This window comes from Xanthomonas sp. NCPPB 3583 (assembly GCF_041475715.2).
Lineage (GTDB): Bacteria > Pseudomonadota > Gammaproteobacteria > Xanthomonadales > Xanthomonadaceae > Xanthomonas > Xanthomonas euvesicatoria.
This window is the reverse complement of sequence record NZ_CM191263.1, coordinates 4,335,788-4,352,980: the sequence shown is the minus strand read 5'-3', so window position 1 is coordinate 4,352,980 and position 17,193 is coordinate 4,335,788. Positions and strand designations below refer to the sequence as shown.

The following is a 17,193-nucleotide window of genomic DNA, read 5'->3' as shown; positions in this document are numbered from 1 at the left end:
AAACCTCAATGCGCCGGGGTGGCCGGGCGACGCGCTGCCGCGCGTTCTGCACGGCGTGCGCGCGCACGGGCGCGACGCGCCTTCCAGCGCTCGCTCAGGCACGAGAAGATCACGTACAGCGCCGGGGTGCTGAGCAGGGTCAGGCTCTGTGAGAACACCAGCCCGCCGATCATCGCGATGCCCAGCGGACGACGCAGCTCCGAGCCTTCACCCAGGCCCACCGCCAGCGGCACGGCGGCCAGGATCGCCACCATCGTGGTCATCATGATCGGGCGGAAGCGCACGATCGAGGCCTCGCGTGCGGCTGCGCGCGCATCCATGCCGTGCACGCGCTGCGCCACCAGCGCGAAGTCGATCATCATGATGGCGTTCTTCTTGACGATGCCGATCAGCAGCACCAGCGCAATCATCGAGATGACCGACAATTCGGTGTTGGTGATGAACAACGCCAGCAGCGCGCCCACGCCGGCGGCCGGCAAGGTGGACAGGATGGTCACCGGATGGATCAGGCTCTCGTAGAGCATGCCCAGCACGATGTAGACCGTGAGGACCGCGGCCAGCAGCAGGATGCCCATCGAATTGGGACTGAGCTGCACGTTGAAGCTGTCATCGCCACTGAGGCGGATGCCGTCGGGCATGCGCAGGCCCTCCACGGTGGATTTGATGATCAGATCCGCCTCGCCCGTGCTGACGCCCGGCGCCAGGTTGTAGCTCAGATCCATCGTGGTGTACTGGTTTTCGTGGATGATCTGCGGCGGCGCCAGGCCCGGTACCTGGGTGGCGACCGCGGTGATCGGCACCATCTGGCCGGCACGGTTGGGCACGAAGATCTGATCCAGCGCCTTGGGGGTGGCCGTCTGCGACGGCAATGCATTGACCACCACGCTGTACTGATTGAGGTCGGAATAGATGGTGGAAATGGAGCGCTGGCCGAACGCGCCATACAGCGCACCATCGATGGCGCCCACCGAGATGCCCAGGCGCGCCGCCTTGGCACGGTCGATCACGATGTTCTGGCGCAGGCCGGCGGTATCCACGTCGGTGCCGACATCGCGCAGGTGCGGGTTCTTTTTCAGCGCCGCCTGCAGTTTGGGAAGCCATTCCTGCAGCTGCGCCAGGTCGTTGCCCTGCAGCGACACGCGGTATTGCGCGCCCTGGCTGGTGCCGCCGCCGCCGTCGCTGGGCAGGTCCTGGATCGCACGCAGGCGCAGGTCCAGGTCCGGGTAACGGTCGGCCTTGGCGCTCAGGCGCGCGACCACTTCGGCGGTGGTGTCGCGACGGCCCTCATCGCGCTTTTTGAGCTCGATATTGAACGATGCGCTGGAGCCCTGACGGCCGGAGCCCAGGCGTGCGCCGACGGTTTTCACCGCCGGGTCTGCCATCAGCATGTCGGTGATGCGGCGCTGGCGGCTGACCATATCGGCGAAGGACACCGTGGCGCTGGAATTGGCGCGGCCCCAGATCAGGCCGGTGTCCTGCGCGGGAAACGAGCCCTTCTTGACCGCACTGCCCAGGAAGAGGGTGGCGGCAATCAGCAACAACGGCGTCAACGACAGCAGGAGTGCATGGCGCAGCGAGAAATCCAGCGCCACCGTGTACACGCGCAGCATGCGTTCGTGCATGCGGTCCAGCCAGGCGCCGAAACGGCCGGGTTTTTCAGGCTCGGCGTGCGGCGACAGGAAACGGCTGCACAGCGCCGGCGTCAAGGTCAGCGACACCAGCATCGACACCACGATCGCCGCCACCAACGTCACGGTGAACTCGCGGAAGAACGCACCGATCATGCCGCTGGCGAACAGCATCGGGATGAACACCGCCACCAGCGAGGCAGTGATCGACACGATGGTGAACCCGATCTCGCGCGCACCGGCCAACGCCGCGTCCAGGCGCGACATGCCTTCGTCCAGATGCCGCATGACGTTTTCGATCACCACGATCGCATCGTCGACGACAAAGCCAATCGCAATGACCAACGCCAGCAGGCTGAGGTTATTCAAGGTGAAGCCGAGCACGTACATCACCAGCGCCGAGCCGGCCAGCGACAGCGGCACGGTGACTGCGGCGATCAGGGTGGGCGCCAGCCGGCGCAGGAACAGCGCCATGGTCAGGATCACCATCGCCAGGCTGATCATCAGCGTGGCCTGCACCTCGTGCAGCGAGGCGCGAATGGTGGGCGTGCGGTCGAAATAGGGCGTGAGCGTGGTGCCGGGCTGCAGATAGCTGCGCAGTTCGGGAATCTGCGCCTTCACCTGGTCGACGGTTTCGACGATGTTGGCGCCGGCGCGGGTGAAGGCGTACATCACCACCGCCGGTTTGCCGTCGAACCAGGCGGCTTGATAGGCATCCTGCTGGCCGTCGTAAACGGTGGCCACATCGCCCAGCCGCACGATGCGTCCGTTGGACTGGGTGGAGATGGCCAGCTGCGCAAAATCGGCGGCCTTGGACACCGAATCGTTGGAGATGATGGCCATGGTGGTGTTGCCGTCGGACAGGAATCCGGTCGGCGAGGTCACATTGGCCGCGCGCACCGCATTGCGCAGATCGTCCGGGGTCAGGCCCAGCGCATTGAGTGCGCGCAGGTCCACGTCCACGCGGACTGCCGGGGTGGACGCACCGGCGATGTCCACCGAGCTGATGCCGGTGATCTGGCGCAGCCGCTGCGCCAGCAGCGAATCGGCCACGTTGTAGAGCTCGTCGGCCGATTGCGTCTCCGAGGTCAACGCGATGGCGATCACCGGGTCGTCGTTCGGGTTGGCCTTGGAGTACATCGGCGTCCCGAGCCCGGAAGGCAGGTCCGATTGCGATGCGTTGATGGCGGTCTGGATGTCCTGCGCGGCCGAATCGATGTTGCGGCTGCTCTGGAACACCAGCACGACCAGGCTACTGCTCTCCGAACTGGACGAGCGCATGCGGTCGATCCCGGGCAATTGGCCCAGGTGACGTTCCAGCGGCGCGGTGACGGTGGAGGCCATGGTGCTGGCGTCGGCACCGGATTGGGTGGCGTGCACGAAGATGATCGGAATCTGGATGTTCGGCAGCGCCGCCACGCCCAGCCGCAGGTAGCACATCAATCCGATCACGAACAAACCGATCGCCAGCAGCGAGGTGCCGATCGGGCGCTTGATGAAGGGCGCGGAGATGTTCATCGGGTGACTGCCGGGAATCGGGAATCGGGATTCGGGAATCGGTAAAGGCAACAGCCAGCGCGGCCTCCACGCGTGCGTGTGCGCAGGCGATGCGGTGGGCAGGCAGAGCGATCAGCGGAGACGTCAGCAGTCGTCATGCCGATCGCTCCGAGGTAGATGCCGGGGTTGCGCCGTCATGGCGCGCTGCGCGGCGCGCACGCCAGGCGCGCAGGCGCTCGCCGGCGCGTTCCATGTACAGGTAGATCACCGGGGTGGTGTACAGCGTGACCAGCTGCGACAGCAGCAGCCCGCCGACGATCGCGATGCCCAGCGGGCGGCGCAGTTCCGAGCCGATGCCGGTGCCCAGCGCCAGCGGCAACGCGCCCAGCATGGCGGCAGCGGTGGTCATCATGATCGGGCGGAAGCGCAGCAGGCAGGCGCGCCGGATCGCATCGTGCGCGCTCGCCCCTTCGCGGCGTGCATCGATGGCGAAGTCGATCATCATGATGGCGTTCTTCTTGACGATGCCGATCAGCAGCACGATGCCGACGATACCGTCCACCGACAGGCTCAGCCCGCACAGCATCAGCGCCAGCAACGCACCGACACCGGCCGGCGGCAGCGTGGAGATGATGGTCAACGGGTGGATGTAGCTTTCGTACAACACGCCCAGCACGATGTAGATCACCACGATCGAGGCCAGCAGCAGCCACACGATATCGGTCTGGCTGCCGGTGAATTCGGCGGCCTTGCCGACGAACTGCGCATGCACCTGGGTCGGAATCTTGAGTTCTTCGCGCGCCTTCTCGATTGCCGCCACCGCCTGCGACAACGAATGCCCCGGCGCCAGGTTGAACGAGATGGTGACGGCCGGCAGCTGCTGCTGGTGGCTCACCACCAACGGTGTATTGGTGACCTTGGCTTCGGCCAGCGCGGCCAGCGGAATGATGCTGCCGGCACCGACCACGATGCCGGTGTTCTGCGCGCCCACGCCGGTGGCGGTGGACGAGTTGGACGAGGTGACCTGGCCGAAGCTGGTGGCGTTGGTGCCGGTGAGCGCGCCGCTGCCGTTGCTGGCCACGGCCAGCTGGTTCATCAGGGCCGTGCTGGTGCGGAATTCCGGCGCCACTTCCAGCACGACGCGGTACTGGTTGAGCTCGGTGAAGATGGTGGAGATCTGGCGCTGGCCGAAGGAGTCGTACAGCGTGTCGTCGATGGTCTGCATCGGCACGCCGAGCATGCTGGCCTTGTCGCGGTCGATGCTCAGTTCCAGCGCACGTCCCTGGTTGGCCAGGTTGTTGTCCACATCCGCCAGCTCGGGCAGCTTGCGCATTGCCTCGGTCATGCGCCCGGCCCAGGTGGCCAGCTCGCTGCTGTCCACGTCCGAGATCGAATACTGGTATTCGGTGGCGGCTACGCGCGTGTCCAGGGTGACGTCCTGCACCGGCTTGAGGAACAAGGCCACGCCCGGAATGCCGGCCACGGCGTTCTGCAGCCGCGGCAGTACCTCGTCCAGGCCTTCGCGGTCGCCGCGCGTCTTCAGCACGATCGACAGCTGGCCCTGGTTGAGCGTGGGGTTCATGGTGCCGGCGCCGATGAAGGCTGCCACGCCGGTCACCGCCGGGTCCTTGCGCAACGCGGCGGCCACCGCCTGGGTGCGTTGCTCCATCTGCGGGAACGCCACGTTCTGGTCGGCCTGCACCACCCCGGTGATCAGGCCAGTGTCCTGCTCGGGCAGCAAGCCCTTGGGAATGGCCACATACAGCACCACCGTCAACGCCACCGCAGCGATCGCCACGCCCAGGGTCAGCGGTTGATGGGCAAGCACCCAGTCCAGGCTGCGCTCATAGGCGCCCACGGTGCGCGTCCACAGGTTGGTCTTGCCGGCGGCGGTTGCGCGCTCGTGCGCGTCTTCGCCTTCGGGCAAGGCATCGGGCTTGAGCAGGTAGGCGCACATCATCGGCGTCAGCGTCAGCGACACCAGCATCGAGATGACCACCGCGATCGACAGCACCCAGGCAAACTCGTGGAATAACCGCCCGGTGACGCCCGGCATCAGCAGCAGCGGCAGGAACACCGCCACCAGCGACACGGTCAGCGACAACACGGTGAAGCCGATCTGTTTGGCGCCGATTTCGGCCGCTTCCGGCCCGCTCTTGCCCTGTTCGATGTAGCGCACGATGTTCTCGATCATCACGATCGCATCGTCGACCACGAACCCGGTGGCCACCACCAGCGCCATCAACGAGAGGTTGTCCAGCGACATGCCGGCGAAGGCCATCACCCCGAAGGTGCCGGCCAGCGACAACGGCACCGCCACCGAGGGAATGATGGTGGCCCACAACCGGCGCAGGAACACGAAGATCACCGCCACCACCAGGGCGATGGTCAGCACCAGGGTGAACTTCACCTCATGCACCGAGGCGCGGATGGTTTCGGTGCGGTCGGAGAACACCTCCAGATGCACATCGGCCGGCAACACCGACCGCAGTTGCGGCAGGATGTTGCGGATCTGCTCCACCGTCTGCACGATGTTGGCGCCGGGCTGGCGGCGGATCTCCAGCAGCACCGCCTGTTTGCCGTCGGCCCAGGCGGCCAGCTGATCGTTCTCCACCCCATCGACCACGTTGGCCACGTCGGCAAGCCGCACCGGGCGGCCGTCCTTGTAGCTGATGATGGTCTCGCGGTACTGCGCCGCGTCGGTGAGCTGGTCGTTGGTGCCGATGCTGTAGGACTGGGTCTTGCCGTTGAGCGAGCCCTTGGGCGCACTGACGTTGGTCTGGGTCAGCGCGCTGCGCAGCGACTCCATGGTCAGGCCCATGTTCGACAGCTGCGCCGGGTTGACCTGGATGCGCACGGCAGGGCGCACGTTGCCGGCGATCGACACCAGGCCCACGCCGGGCACCTGCGACAGGCGCTGGGCCAGGATCGCATCCGCGTAGCGGTTGACCTCGCGCAGCGGCAGCGAATCGGAGGTGAGCTTGAGCGTGAGAATGGCCGCATCGGCCGGATTGACCCGGTTATAGACCGGCTGGTACGGCAGCGAGGAGGGCAGGGTGGCCTGACGGATCGCCGCCTGTACGTCCTGCGAGGCGATATCGATATCGCGCTCCATCGAGAACTGCAGAATGATCGTGGACAGGCCCGCCGACGAATCGGAGGTCATCATCTGCAGGCCGGAAATCTGCCCGAACTGGCGCTCCAGCGGCGTGGTCACCAGCGAGGCCATGGTGGTCGCATTGGCGCCGGGGTACTGGGTGGTGACGACCAGGCTGGGCGCGTCGATTTCCGGCAACGCCGAGACCGGCAATTGACGGTAGCCCAGGATGCCCAGCAGCAGGACGCCGGCCATCAACAACGAAGTGGCGATCGGGCGGCGGATGAAGATGGTCGAAAAGCCCACGGGGGGTGTCCTTGCTGAAGACGTCAAGCGAAGCCGGCGCATGCAGCGCCGGCGCACATCGGCGACGGAGGTTCCGTCGCCGGTGGTCGAGGATTAGCGCGGACCGCCGCCACGACGGCCGCCTGGGCCACCGCCACGGCTCTGTTTGTCCTTCGCGGCCTTGAGTTCGGCCTCGGTCGGTTCCGGCGGCGTCTCGCCCGGCTTGAGCGCGCTGACCTTGCTGCCCGGTTTCAGGCGGAACTGGCCTTCGGTCACCACGCGCTCGCCGGGCTTGAGGCCCTTGGTGATCTGCACATGGCTGTCGTCCACCTCCACGCCCTGCACCACGGTGCGCATCTGTGCGGTGTTGTCGCTGCCCACCACGTACACGTAATCGCCGTCGGGGCCGCGCTGCACCGACTGGGACGGCACCACGGTGCCGCCGGCGATGGTGCGCAGCTGCAGGCGCACATTGACGAACTGGCCCGGCCACAGCGCGTTGTCGGTGTTGTTGAAGATCGCGCGTGCGCCGAACGTGCCGCTGTCGGCGGAGATGCGGTTGTCGATCACATCCAGCTTGCCGTCGCTGCTGATCACATGCGCATCGCCACGATCCAATGCCGCCACGGCCAGTGGCGCCGCCGTCTGACCGGTACGCACTGCCTGCAACTCACGCTCGGGCAGGTTGAAAGACACGTAGATCGGGCGGATCTGGGTCAGGGTGACGATCGTGGAGCTGCTGGTGACGATGTTGCCCACGTCCACGCCACGGATGCCGGCGATGCCGTCGATCGGCGCAGTGACGCGAGTGAACTGCAATTGCACCTGCGCCGAGCGCATCTGCGCATCGTTGGCCGCAACCGCGGCCTCGTATTGGGCAACCTGGTTGCGTTGGGTGTCCAGGTCTGTGCGCGAGACGTACTGCTTGTAGGCCGGGTCGTTGGAACGCTGGTAATTCACCCGCGAGGTCGCCAGCAGCGCCTGGTTCTGGCGTTTGGCCGCCAGCGCCTGGTCGTAGCTGGCCTGCAGCGTGCGCGGATCGATCTGCGCGAGCAGATCGCCCTTCTTCACTTCCTGGCCTTCCTTGAAGTTCAGGCTCATCAGCTGGCCGCCCACCTGCGGGCTGACGGTGACCGTATTGAGCGCGGTGACCGTACCCAGCGCGCTGGCATAGACCGGAACATCCTGCGTGGTGGCCGCCACCACCGTCACCGGTACCGGGCCGCTGTTGTCCGGGTCATTGCCGTCCGGTGCGCCCGCGCGCTTGCCGTGATTGCCCCCACCCATCATCCGCATTGCGACGAACACCACGACAAGCACCGCGACAACCAGCAGTGTGATCTTCCAAAAACGCGACATGCGACAACTCCTGAGGGCGGGCCGGGCGCGTGGATGCGACCGTGGGGGCGGCGGTGCAAAGCATATCGTTGCGCTCTGCCAATTGAGCGTTACTGAAGTAACGGCTCGGCTGGCGAAATGACCGCAACGGTCACAGGTGCACTGCAGCGGCAACGCGCCACGGCTGCCGCGGTTGACCGCCGGGCTGAATCGGGCCCCACTGCAGCCCATCCGGCGCGCGCCTGCACTACATTAAGCAACCATCTATCGAGGATTACCGATGCGCCCCTCCCGCCTGCTGACCAGTGCGCTGCTGCTCGCCCTGCCCACGCTCGCCACCGCGCAGACCGCGCAGCGGCCCGAAGTTCAGGCCGCTGCCGCCCCGCTGCAGGCCAAGCTGGTGCAATGGCGCCGCGACTTCCACCAGCATCCGGAGTTGTCCAACCGCGAGGAGCGCACTGCCGCCGCCGTGGCCGCGCAGCTGCGCAAGCTGGGCCTCAAGCCGCGCACCGGCATCGCCCATCACGGCGTGGTGGCCATCATCAAGGGCGGCAAGCCGGGGCCGAAGATCGCGCTGCGTGCCGACATGGACGCGCTGCCGGTGAAAGAACAGACCGGGCTGCCGTTCGCTTCCAAGGCCACCGCCGAATACCGCGGCGAGCAGGTCGGGGTGATGCACGCCTGCGGCCACGATGCGCATACCGCGATCTTGCTCGGCGTGGCCGAAGCGCTGGTGGGCATGCGCGAGCAGTTGCCCGGCGAAGTGATGCTGATCTTCCAGCCCTCCGAAGAAGGCGCGCCCGGCAACGAAGAGGGCGGCGCCTCGCTGATGCTCAAGGAAGGCCTGTTCGCCGATTTCAAGCCGCAGGCGGTGTTCGGCCTGCATGTGTTCTCCAGCGTGCAGGCCGGCAAGATCGCGGTGCGCAGCGGCCCGCTGATGGCGGCCTCGGACCGCTTCGCGATCAAGATGATCGGCCGCCAGACCCACGGCTCGGCGCCGTGGAACGGCATCGACCCGATCGTGGCCAGCGCCGACATGATCGGCGCCGCGCAGACGGTGATCAGCCGCCGCGCCAACCTCTCCAAGCAGCCGGCGGTGCTCAGCTTCGGCGCGATCAAGGGCGGCATCCGCTACAACATCATCCCCGATGATGTGGACATGGTGGGCACCATCCGCACCTTCGACGAGGGCATGCGGCAGCAGATCTTTGCCGATCTCAAGAACGTGGCCGAACACACCGCCGCCGCGCACGGGGCCAAGGTCCAGGCGCAGGTGCCGGATCAGCCAGGCAACCCGGCTACCGTCAACGACCCTGCATTGACTGCGAAGATGCTGCCCAGCCTGCAGGCCGTGGTGGGTGCCGACAATGTGTACGAGCCGCCGTTGCAGATGGGCGCGGAAGATTTCTCGTTCTACGCCCAGCAGGTGCCGTCGATGTTCTTCTTCGTCGGCTCCACCGCCAAGGGTATCGATCCGGCCACCGCACCCAGCAACCATTCGCCGCAGTTCCTGCTGGACGAGTCGTCGCTGGATGTGGGCTTGCGCGCGCTGTTGCAGGTGTCGCTGGATTATCTGCAGCAGGGGTGAATCGGGAATCGGGAATCGTCTGCGGCTGGGCGATTCTCGCTTCCGGCGGCGGTGCGGGGTGATTGGGCACGAGCGATGCTCTGCGAGTGCTCCCTTGGCCCGTGATACGCCTCGCCATACACCTCACGGCCAGCCCGTGCGGCCTAAAATGGCGGCATGAATACCCCAGAAGATTCCACCCTCGGTCGTGAGGTCGCCTATCCGAGCGGCTACGACCCGTCGTTGCTGTTTCCGATTCCGCGTGCGGCCGGGCGCCAGGCCATCGGGCTGACCGGTGAGCTGCCGTTTATCGGCCGCGATCGCTGGCATGCCTACGAACTCAGCTGGCTCGATGCACAAGGCAAGCCCTGCGTGGCCACCGCCACCTTGCATGTGCCCTGCGATTCGCCTTCGCTGATCGAATCCAAGTCGCTCAAGCTGTATCTCAACTCGCTCAACGCCACCCGCTTCAACAGCGCCGAAGCGGTACGCACGCGCATTGCCACCGACCTGTCCACGCGCGCTGGTGCCGATGTGGCGGTGGAGTTCGGCCTACCGCCGATCGACGCGGTGGGCGAGGGCGAATCGATCGATGCGCTGGATGTCAGCATCGACGATTACGGCCCGCCGAACGCGGCCTATCTCTGCGCACGCGCGCAGCCAGCGGTGGAAGAAGTGCTGACCTCGGCCTTGCTCAAATCCAATTGCCCGGTGACTGGTCAGCCGGATTGGGCCAGCGTCACCTTGCATTACCGCGGCGCACCGATCGATCGCGAGGGATTGCTGCGTTATTTGGTGAGTTTCCGCGACCACGCCGAGTTTCATGAGCAATGCGTCGAGCGCATTTTCAACGACGTGCTGACCCAGTGCGCGCCGCAGTGGCTGGTGGTGGAAGCGCGCTACACACGTCGTGGCGGCCTGGACATCAACCCGCTGCGCAGTTCGGCCAGCGTGCCGACGCCGCTGTCGATCTTCCGCGACCTGCGCCAATAGATCGCGCTCATGCGGGATCGCGCGGGCTTCACGGCGGCGCGATCCACGCTTAACAGCGCCCCGCGCACCCTGCTGACACCGCGATGCACAGGGATTGCAGCAATGAGTGTCGACAAGAAAGCAGATTTCTCCAACGTCACCTCATCGGTCGATAGCACCGCTGAAGTGACGCCTGCGCCGGATTTTTCCAACGTGCGCACCAGTGTGCAAAGCACCGCGCAGCTTGTTGAAGAATTGGTCACCGTCCAGGCCGGCGACAGCCTCTCCAGTATTGCCAAGCGCCATCTGGGCGACGGCAATCTGTGGCCACGTATTTTCGAAGCCAATCGCGAAACGCTGCAGGATCCGGACAAGATCTTTCCCGGGCAGGTACTGCGCTTGCCTGCAAAGTCGTAATCGCAGGTCGGCGTCCAGTCTCGCTGGCGGCGGCACGATTCAACACACCTAGACACCCACTCGAGCACTGCGACTGCAGATGTTCTGCTACCGGAGAATCGATTTATGCGTATCACCTCTGTTTCGAGCAGCTTCGCCCTTGCCCTGGCCGGCGTTCTCGCAGTGTCCGGCTGCAGCAAGAAAGCCGACGACGACAGCGTTTCCAAGGACCCCACGTCCGGTGCCGCAACCGACGCGATGCCCGGCCCGGCTGCCACCCCGCCGGGGAGCGATCAGGCTGCCCAGGGTAGCGCCACCGGTGCGGCCAGCACCGATGGCGGTGCTGCGATGGGCAGCGCAGTGACGGTGTCCAGCGTGGCGGTCGGCACCCAGGCCGCGGCGGACAAGACGGTGACGCCGGCCACCAGTGTCGGCAGCAAGGACACCATCATCGTCTCGGTCAAGACCGACGGCAGCGCCAGCAACGTGGCCGTGTCGGCGAAGCTGACCTACCAGGATGGCCAGGTGGCCGGCGAACAGAATGCGACGTTGAATACCACTGGTGCGGAAACCACCAACCTGAGCTTCAGCAAGCCCGATGGCTGGCCGGCCGGCACCTACACCGCGCAGGTGATGGTGGACGGCAAGCCTGCAGGTAATCCGCAGACCATCACCGTCAAGTAAGGATGGGTGATGGAGTGGGATGTGCAGCCTTGGCCGCGCGTCGCCACTGCTTCAGTCAACGGGTGGCTCGACGTGGCACCAAGCCACCCAAGCAGGGCGCGACCGATGACGTCGCGCTTTTTTTTGCATCGCATTTGTTACAGCTGCATCCATGTCGATTGCCCTGGTGACGGGACGAAGCATCCGCCTGTGGTCGCTTTACCCGGGCGCGGCTCAGACGCGACAATGCCGTGCTGATCCATCGCCGCATCCAACGCGCTGGTTAACCGGTGTGCATCAACGACCCCGTCGCGCGCACCACTGCCATCGTCCGTGAATGCCGGCGCTCCTCCCGACCACAAGAGCCATCGCACCTCATGTCGAAGACACCGAAGATCCTGTACACGCTCACCGACGAAGCACCCTACCTGGCCACGCAGTCGCTGCTGCCGATCATCGATGCCTACACCGATACCGCCGGCATCGTGGTCGAAACGCGCGATATCTCGCTGGCCGGCCGCATTCTGGCGCTGTTTCCCGAGCATTTGAGCGACACGCAGAAGATCGCCGACGACCTGGCCGAACTGGGTGAGCTGGCCACCACGCCGGAAGCCAACATCATCAAGCTGCCCAACATCAGCGCCTCGGTGCCGCAGCTCAAGGCCGCGATCAAGGAACTGCAGGGCCAGGGCTATGCATTGCCGGCGTATCCGGATGAACCCAAGGATGCCGCGGAAAAAGACATCAAGGCGCGCTACGACAAGGTCAAGGGCAGCGCGGTGAATCCGGTGCTGCGCGAGGGCAATTCCGATCGTCGTGCACCGCTGTCGGTAAAAAACTATGCGCGCAAGCATCCGCACCGCATGGGCAAGTGGAGCCGCGATTCCAAGTCGCACGTGTCGCACATGGAGTCTGGCGATTTCTTCGGTAGCGAACAGTCCACCACGCTGGCCGAGGCCGGCACGCTGAAGATCGAGTTCGTGGGCAACGATGGCAGCAGCACCGTGCTGAAAGACAAGGTGGCGGTGAAGGCGGGCGAAATCGTCGACGCTGCCGTATTGAGCAAGCGTGCGCTGGCCAGCTTCATCGACGCGCAGATTGCCGATGCCAAGGCCCGCGACGTGCTGTTCTCGGTGCATCTGAAAGCCACCATGATGAAGGTCTCCGACCCGGTGCTGTTCGGCGTGGTGGTCGGCGAGTTCTACAAGGACACGCTGAGCAAGCATGCCGATGCGCTCAAGTCGGTCGGCTTCGATCCCAACAACGGCATCGGCGATCTGTACGCACGTATCACGTCGCTGCCGGAAGCGAAGCAAACCGAAATCAAGGCCGATATCCAGGCCGAATACGCGCAGCGCCCGGGCCTGGCGATGGTCAATTCGGACAAGGGCATCACCAACCTGCATGTGCCCAGCGACGTGATCGTCGATGCTTCCATGCCGGCGATGATTCGCGACTCCGGCCAGATGTGGAATGCCCAAGGCAAGTTGCAGGACACCAAGGCGGTGATTCCGGACCGCTGCTATGCCGGCGTATACCAGGCGGTGATCGACGACTGCAAGGCGCATGGTGCGTTCGATCCGGCCACGATGGGTTCGGTGCCCAACGTGGGGCTGATGGCGCAGAAGGCCGAAGAATACGGCTCGCACGACAAGACCTTCCAGATGGCCGCTGCCGGCACCGTCAAGGTCACCGATGGCAACGGCAAGACGGTGTTCGAGCACGCCGTGGAAGCCGGCGATCTGTGGCGCATGTGCCAGGTCAAGGACGCGCCGATCCAGGACTGGGTGAAGCTGGCCGTGGAGCGCGCCCGCCTGAGCGAGACGCCGGCCGTGTTCTGGCTGGACAAGGCGCGCGCACACGATGCGCAGGTGATCGCCAAGGTCGAGCAGTATCTGAAGGATCACGACACCAACGGCCTGGATATCCGCATCCTGCCGCCGGTGGAAGCGACCACGTTCTCGCTGGAGCGCATCCGCAAGGGCCAGGACACCATCTCGGTCACCGGCAACGTGCTGCGCGACTACCTCACCGATTTGTTCCCGATCATGGAGCTCGGCACCAGCGCCAAGATGCTCTCCATCGTGCCGCTGATGGCCGGTGGCGGTTTGTTCGAAACCGGTGCCGGTGGTTCGGCGCCCAAGCATGTGCAGCAGTTCGTCGAAGAGAACTGCCTGCGCTGGGATTCGCTGGGTGAATTCCTGGCCCTGGCCGCGTCGCTCGAGCATCTGGGCAACCGTTACGACAATCCGTCGGCCACGGTGCTGGCCAAGGCGCTGGATGTCGCCAATGGACAGTTCCTGGACAACAACAAGTCGCCCGCGCGCAAGGTCGGCGAGCTCGACAACCGCGGCAGCCACTTCTATCTGGCCATGTACTGGGCGCAGGCCCTGGCCGCGCAGACTGAAGACACGGCATTGCAGGCCAAGTTCGCGCCGCTGGCCAAGGCCCTGACCGAGAACGAAGCCACCATCGTGGGCGAACTCAACGGCGCGCAGGGCAGGCCGGTGGAAATTGGCGGTTACTACCATCCCGACCTGGCCAAGGTTAGCGAGGCGATGCGGCCGAGCAAGACCTTCAACGACATCCTGGCCACGCTGAAAGCCTGAGTCGCCGCACCGCCTGCGGTTTCCGCATGGTGTGTTCAAGGCCCGTCTCGCAAGAGGCGGGCCTTGTCGTTTCAGCGAAACGGCGACAATGCCGTCACGCCACGCAGCAGGCGCCGGCTGAGCCGCGCCATGCGTCGCTCGCGCCGGCGTTGCGAAGGCGGATCGGTCATTGTCTGAACGTCTTGCCGTGGCTCCGCGGGAGATTCCGGCGATTCCATCGAGGTGTGCGCTTGCATCGCCTCCACTGCCGTGTCCGGTTCCGCCAGGCGCTGGGCCAGCGCCACATCGGCAATGTGGCCGTGCTGAAACAACAGTTCGCTAAAGATGCGCATGACCCACCTCCACTTGAGTGGAATCCACGGTAGGCGCAGGCTAGGGGACGTAAAAGCGAGACTTTTACAAGTGAGTCTTGAAATCCATTCAAGGGTTGGCCATGTCGCGTCCGCCGCTTCACGCATTGCAAGGCTTCGTCAGCGCGGTACGCCTGGGCAACCTGTCGCGCGCTGCTGGCGCGATGCATCTGACCGTCAGCGCACTTAGTCACCAGATGCGCGCGCTCGAACAACGGCTGGGGTATCCGCTGCTGCAACGGCATGCGCGCGGCGTCACCGCCACGCCGCAGGGCCAGCAACTGCTCGACCGCATCGCACCGCACCTGGACGCCATCGCCGAGGCATTCGAGCCATTCGGTGCGCGTCGCGAAGACACCCTGACCCTAAGTCTCACGCCGTCGATGGCATCGGCCTGGCTGGTGCCACGCCTGGGCGAATTTCTGGCCATTCATCCCACCATCGAAATCAACCTGCTGTCGAGCGAGCGGCTGGTGGATTTCGAGCGCCAGCAGCAAGTGGATGCCGCCATGCGCATCGGCGCCGGGCAATGGCCTGGCGTCATCGCCGAGCCCTTGTTCGACGAATGGCTGGTGCCGATGGCAAGCCCGGCCCTGATCGCCCGCATGGGCGGCGTGGAGGCGCCACCATTGCATCAGTGGCCATTGCTGGGCGACCCGGATGACGCCTGGTTGCGCTGGTTTGCCGCGTTCGGCGGCGATGTGCCGCGACGCTATGTCGCCGTACTCGACGAATCGGAGGCACACCACCGTGCCGCCCTGGATGGCGTCGGCGTTGCACTGGGCCGCGTGACGCGCGCACGTCTGTTGCTGGCGTCCGGCCAGCTGGTGGCGTTGTCCACGCAACGGCTCAAGACCAGTTGGTCGCATTACCTGGTGTATCCGCCACGTTCCAGCACGCATGGCGGATTTCTCGCGTTTCGCACCTGGCTGCAGGGCCAGGCGCGCGAACACGCCGCGCATGCGCAACAGGCGACGGCCATACCACTTGCCGCGCGCCGCAAGCGCTCCGGGACACTGCCGCCATGAGCCATCCACCCTTGCCACCACAATCCGAGCGCCGCGCGCTGGCGATCGCCCAGGCCGTGTACGAAGCGTTCGAGGACTATCACGCGCGCTTTTCCGAAATCACCGCACGCGCCAAACAGCGGTTCGAAGCACGCGACTGGAGCGGCGCGCGCGAAGACGCGGTAGCGCGCATCGCGCTGTACGACCAATACATCGCCGAATGCATGTTGCGCCTGCGTGCAGTACTGCTGGGCCAGGCGCACGATCGCGCGCTGTGGATGCGTGCGCGCGATCATTACGCCGCCTTGCTGAGCGGGTTGATCGACCAGGAGTTGTACAAGACGTTCTACAACACCCTGACCCGGCGCTACTTCGGTACCCACGGCGTCGATGCCGATATCGAATTCATCGCCCTGGATATCGAACCGACCGACGCCATCACCGTGCCTGTTGCGCGCCACACCTATGCGGTCTCGCCCGGCCGCCTGACCGACATGCTGGTGCGGGTGCTCGGCGACTACGCGTTCGCCGTACCGTATGCGCACCGCACCCGCTGCGCGGCCGCCATCGCGGTGCGTCTGCTCGACGACCTTGCGCATTGGGGCGAGCATCCGGTGCGCAGCGTGGAATTACTGGAGACGGTGTTCTATCGCGAGCGGCGCGCGTATCTGGTCGGACGCGTGTTCGGCGAACATCGCTTTTCGCCGTGCGTGATCGCGCTGATCAACAACGAGGCGGGCCTGCGCGCCGAAGCGGTGTTGACCCGGCGCAGCGATGTCGCGCAATTGTTCAGTAACTCGCGTAGCTATTTTCAAGCCGACCTGTCCACTGTCGGCGACGCGGTGGTGTTCCTGCGCAGCCTGCTCACCCACAAGCCGGTCGATGAGCTATACACGATGCTGGGTCGCGCCAAGCAGGGCAAGACCGAGCGTTACCGCACGTTTTTCAGCCATTTTCAGGCGCATCCGTCCGAACAGCTGGTGCACGCCGATGGCACTCCCGGCATGGTCATGGTGGTGTTTACGCTGCCCAGTTATCCGCTGGTCTTCAAACTCATTCGCGACCGCTTTGCGTATCCCAAAACCATGAGCCGCGCGCAGGTAGAGGGCAAGTACGAACTGGTCTTCCAGCTCGACCGCATCGGCCGCCTGCTCGACGCGCAGCCGTATCGCTTCCTGCGCTTCCCCAAGGCGCGCTTCTCACCGGCGTTGCTGCAAGAACTGCAGACCAGCTGCGCAATGAGCCTGAGCGAAGACGGCGACGATGTCCTGATCGCACTGTGCTATGTGCAGCGCCGGTTGCGCCCGTTGAATTTGTACCTGCGCGAACAATTGCCCGAAGCCGCGCATGCCGCAGCGCTGGACTACGGCCAGGCCATCAAGGACATGGCGCGCAACAACATCTTTCCTGGCGACATGCTGCTGAAGAATTTCGGCATTACCCGCCATCAGCGCGCGGTGTTCTACGACTACGACGAGCTATGCCTGATCACCGAATGCAACTTCCGCGATTGGCCAGTGCCCACCACTTACGAAGAACAGATGGCCGCAGAACCCTGGTTCCATGTCGGCCCGCGCGACGTCTTTCCCGAGCGCTTCGCCTTGTTCATGGGCCTGCCCGCCTCGCAACTGGAAGCGGTCAAGCACCAGCACCCGGAACTGTTCGACCCACGCTGGTGGCGCGACCTGCAGAGCCGGCTGCGCGAAGACGATTATCCCGACACCCCGCCCTATGCGGAGTCGCGCAGGCTGGCCTAGAGCGTGTGATGTACGTTGAGATGAGTG

General features: G+C 65.2%; 11 protein-coding genes. 7 read left to right on the top strand and 4 right to left on the bottom strand.

The genetic code is table 11. From position 1 onward, the window contains the following. Positions 1-5 precede the first annotated feature (5 nt). From ACCQ07_RS18685 to ACCQ07_RS18675, 3 genes are all read right to left on the bottom strand, one after another. Positions 6-3,146, bottom strand: coding sequence for an efflux RND transporter permease subunit (locus ACCQ07_RS18685; RefSeq protein WP_218489849.1), 3,141 nt, complete (start codon positions 3,144-3,146; stop codon positions 6-8). 133 nt (positions 3,147-3,279) lie between these two features. Then, on the bottom strand, positions 3,280-6,528 hold the full coding sequence (locus ACCQ07_RS18680; RefSeq protein WP_014091248.1) for an efflux RND transporter permease subunit: 3,249 nt from the start codon (positions 6,526-6,528) through the stop codon (positions 3,280-3,282). A 93-nt stretch (positions 6,529-6,621) separates the two neighbouring features. Further along, the gene (locus ACCQ07_RS18675; RefSeq protein WP_008577384.1) at positions 6,622-7,866 is read right to left on the bottom strand and encodes an efflux RND transporter periplasmic adaptor subunit; all 1,245 of its coding nucleotides are present in this window, start codon (positions 7,864-7,866) and stop codon (positions 6,622-6,624) included. A gap of 259 nt (positions 7,867-8,125) precedes the next feature. Here ACCQ07_RS18675 and ACCQ07_RS18670 point away from each other — a divergent pair, with 259 nt between their 5' ends. The 5 genes from ACCQ07_RS18670 to ACCQ07_RS18650 all read left to right on the top strand — a co-directional run bounded on the left by ACCQ07_RS18670 (position 8,126) and on the right by ACCQ07_RS18650 (position 14,052). Beyond that, positions 8,126-9,433 carry a M20 family metallopeptidase gene (locus ACCQ07_RS18670; RefSeq protein ID WP_372363536.1) on the top strand — a complete coding sequence of 436 codons (1,308 nt, stop codon included), beginning with the start codon at positions 8,126-8,128 and terminating at the stop codon, positions 9,431-9,433. A gap of 156 nt (positions 9,434-9,589) precedes the next feature. Continuing rightward, positions 9,590-10,405, top strand: a complete 816-nt coding sequence (queF, locus tag ACCQ07_RS18665; RefSeq protein ID WP_011348812.1) for an NADPH-dependent 7-cyano-7-deazaguanine reductase QueF — start codon at positions 9,590-9,592, stop codon at positions 10,403-10,405. Positions 10,406-10,507: 102 nt separating this feature from the next. Then, positions 10,508-10,801 carry a LysM peptidoglycan-binding domain-containing protein gene (locus ACCQ07_RS18660; protein WP_071117682.1) on the top strand — a complete coding sequence of 98 codons (294 nt, stop codon included), beginning with the start codon at positions 10,508-10,510 and terminating at the stop codon, positions 10,799-10,801. Between the two features lie 105 nt (positions 10,802-10,906). Continuing rightward, positions 10,907-11,464, top strand: coding sequence for a RodZ family helix-turn-helix domain-containing protein (locus ACCQ07_RS18655; protein WP_008577377.1), 558 nt, complete (start codon positions 10,907-10,909; stop codon positions 11,462-11,464). 356 nt (positions 11,465-11,820) lie between these two features. Then, on the top strand, positions 11,821-14,052 hold the full coding sequence (locus tag ACCQ07_RS18650; protein ID WP_127171189.1) for an NADP-dependent isocitrate dehydrogenase: 2,232 nt from the start codon (positions 11,821-11,823) through the stop codon (positions 14,050-14,052). 71 nt (positions 14,053-14,123) lie between these two features. Here ACCQ07_RS18650 and ACCQ07_RS18645 read toward each other — a convergent pair whose 3' ends face one another. Beyond that, complete coding sequence (locus ACCQ07_RS18645) at positions 14,124-14,384, bottom strand: hypothetical protein (protein WP_014091244.1); 261 nt, start codon at positions 14,382-14,384, stop codon at positions 14,124-14,126. A 101-nt stretch (positions 14,385-14,485) separates the two neighbouring features. Between ACCQ07_RS18645 and ACCQ07_RS18640 the strand changes: the two genes are divergently transcribed. Next, entirely contained in the window at positions 14,486-15,430 is a 945-nt protein-coding gene (locus ACCQ07_RS18640; RefSeq protein ID WP_014091243.1) for a LysR substrate-binding domain-containing protein, read from the top strand. After that, positions 15,427-17,166 (top strand): bifunctional isocitrate dehydrogenase kinase/phosphatase, encoded by a 1,740-nt coding sequence (gene aceK / locus ACCQ07_RS18635; protein ID WP_372363535.1) that lies wholly within the window; start codon positions 15,427-15,429, stop codon positions 17,164-17,166. The genes ACCQ07_RS18640 and aceK overlap by 4 nt, the downstream gene beginning before the upstream one ends. Positions 17,167-17,193 lie beyond the last annotated feature (27 nt).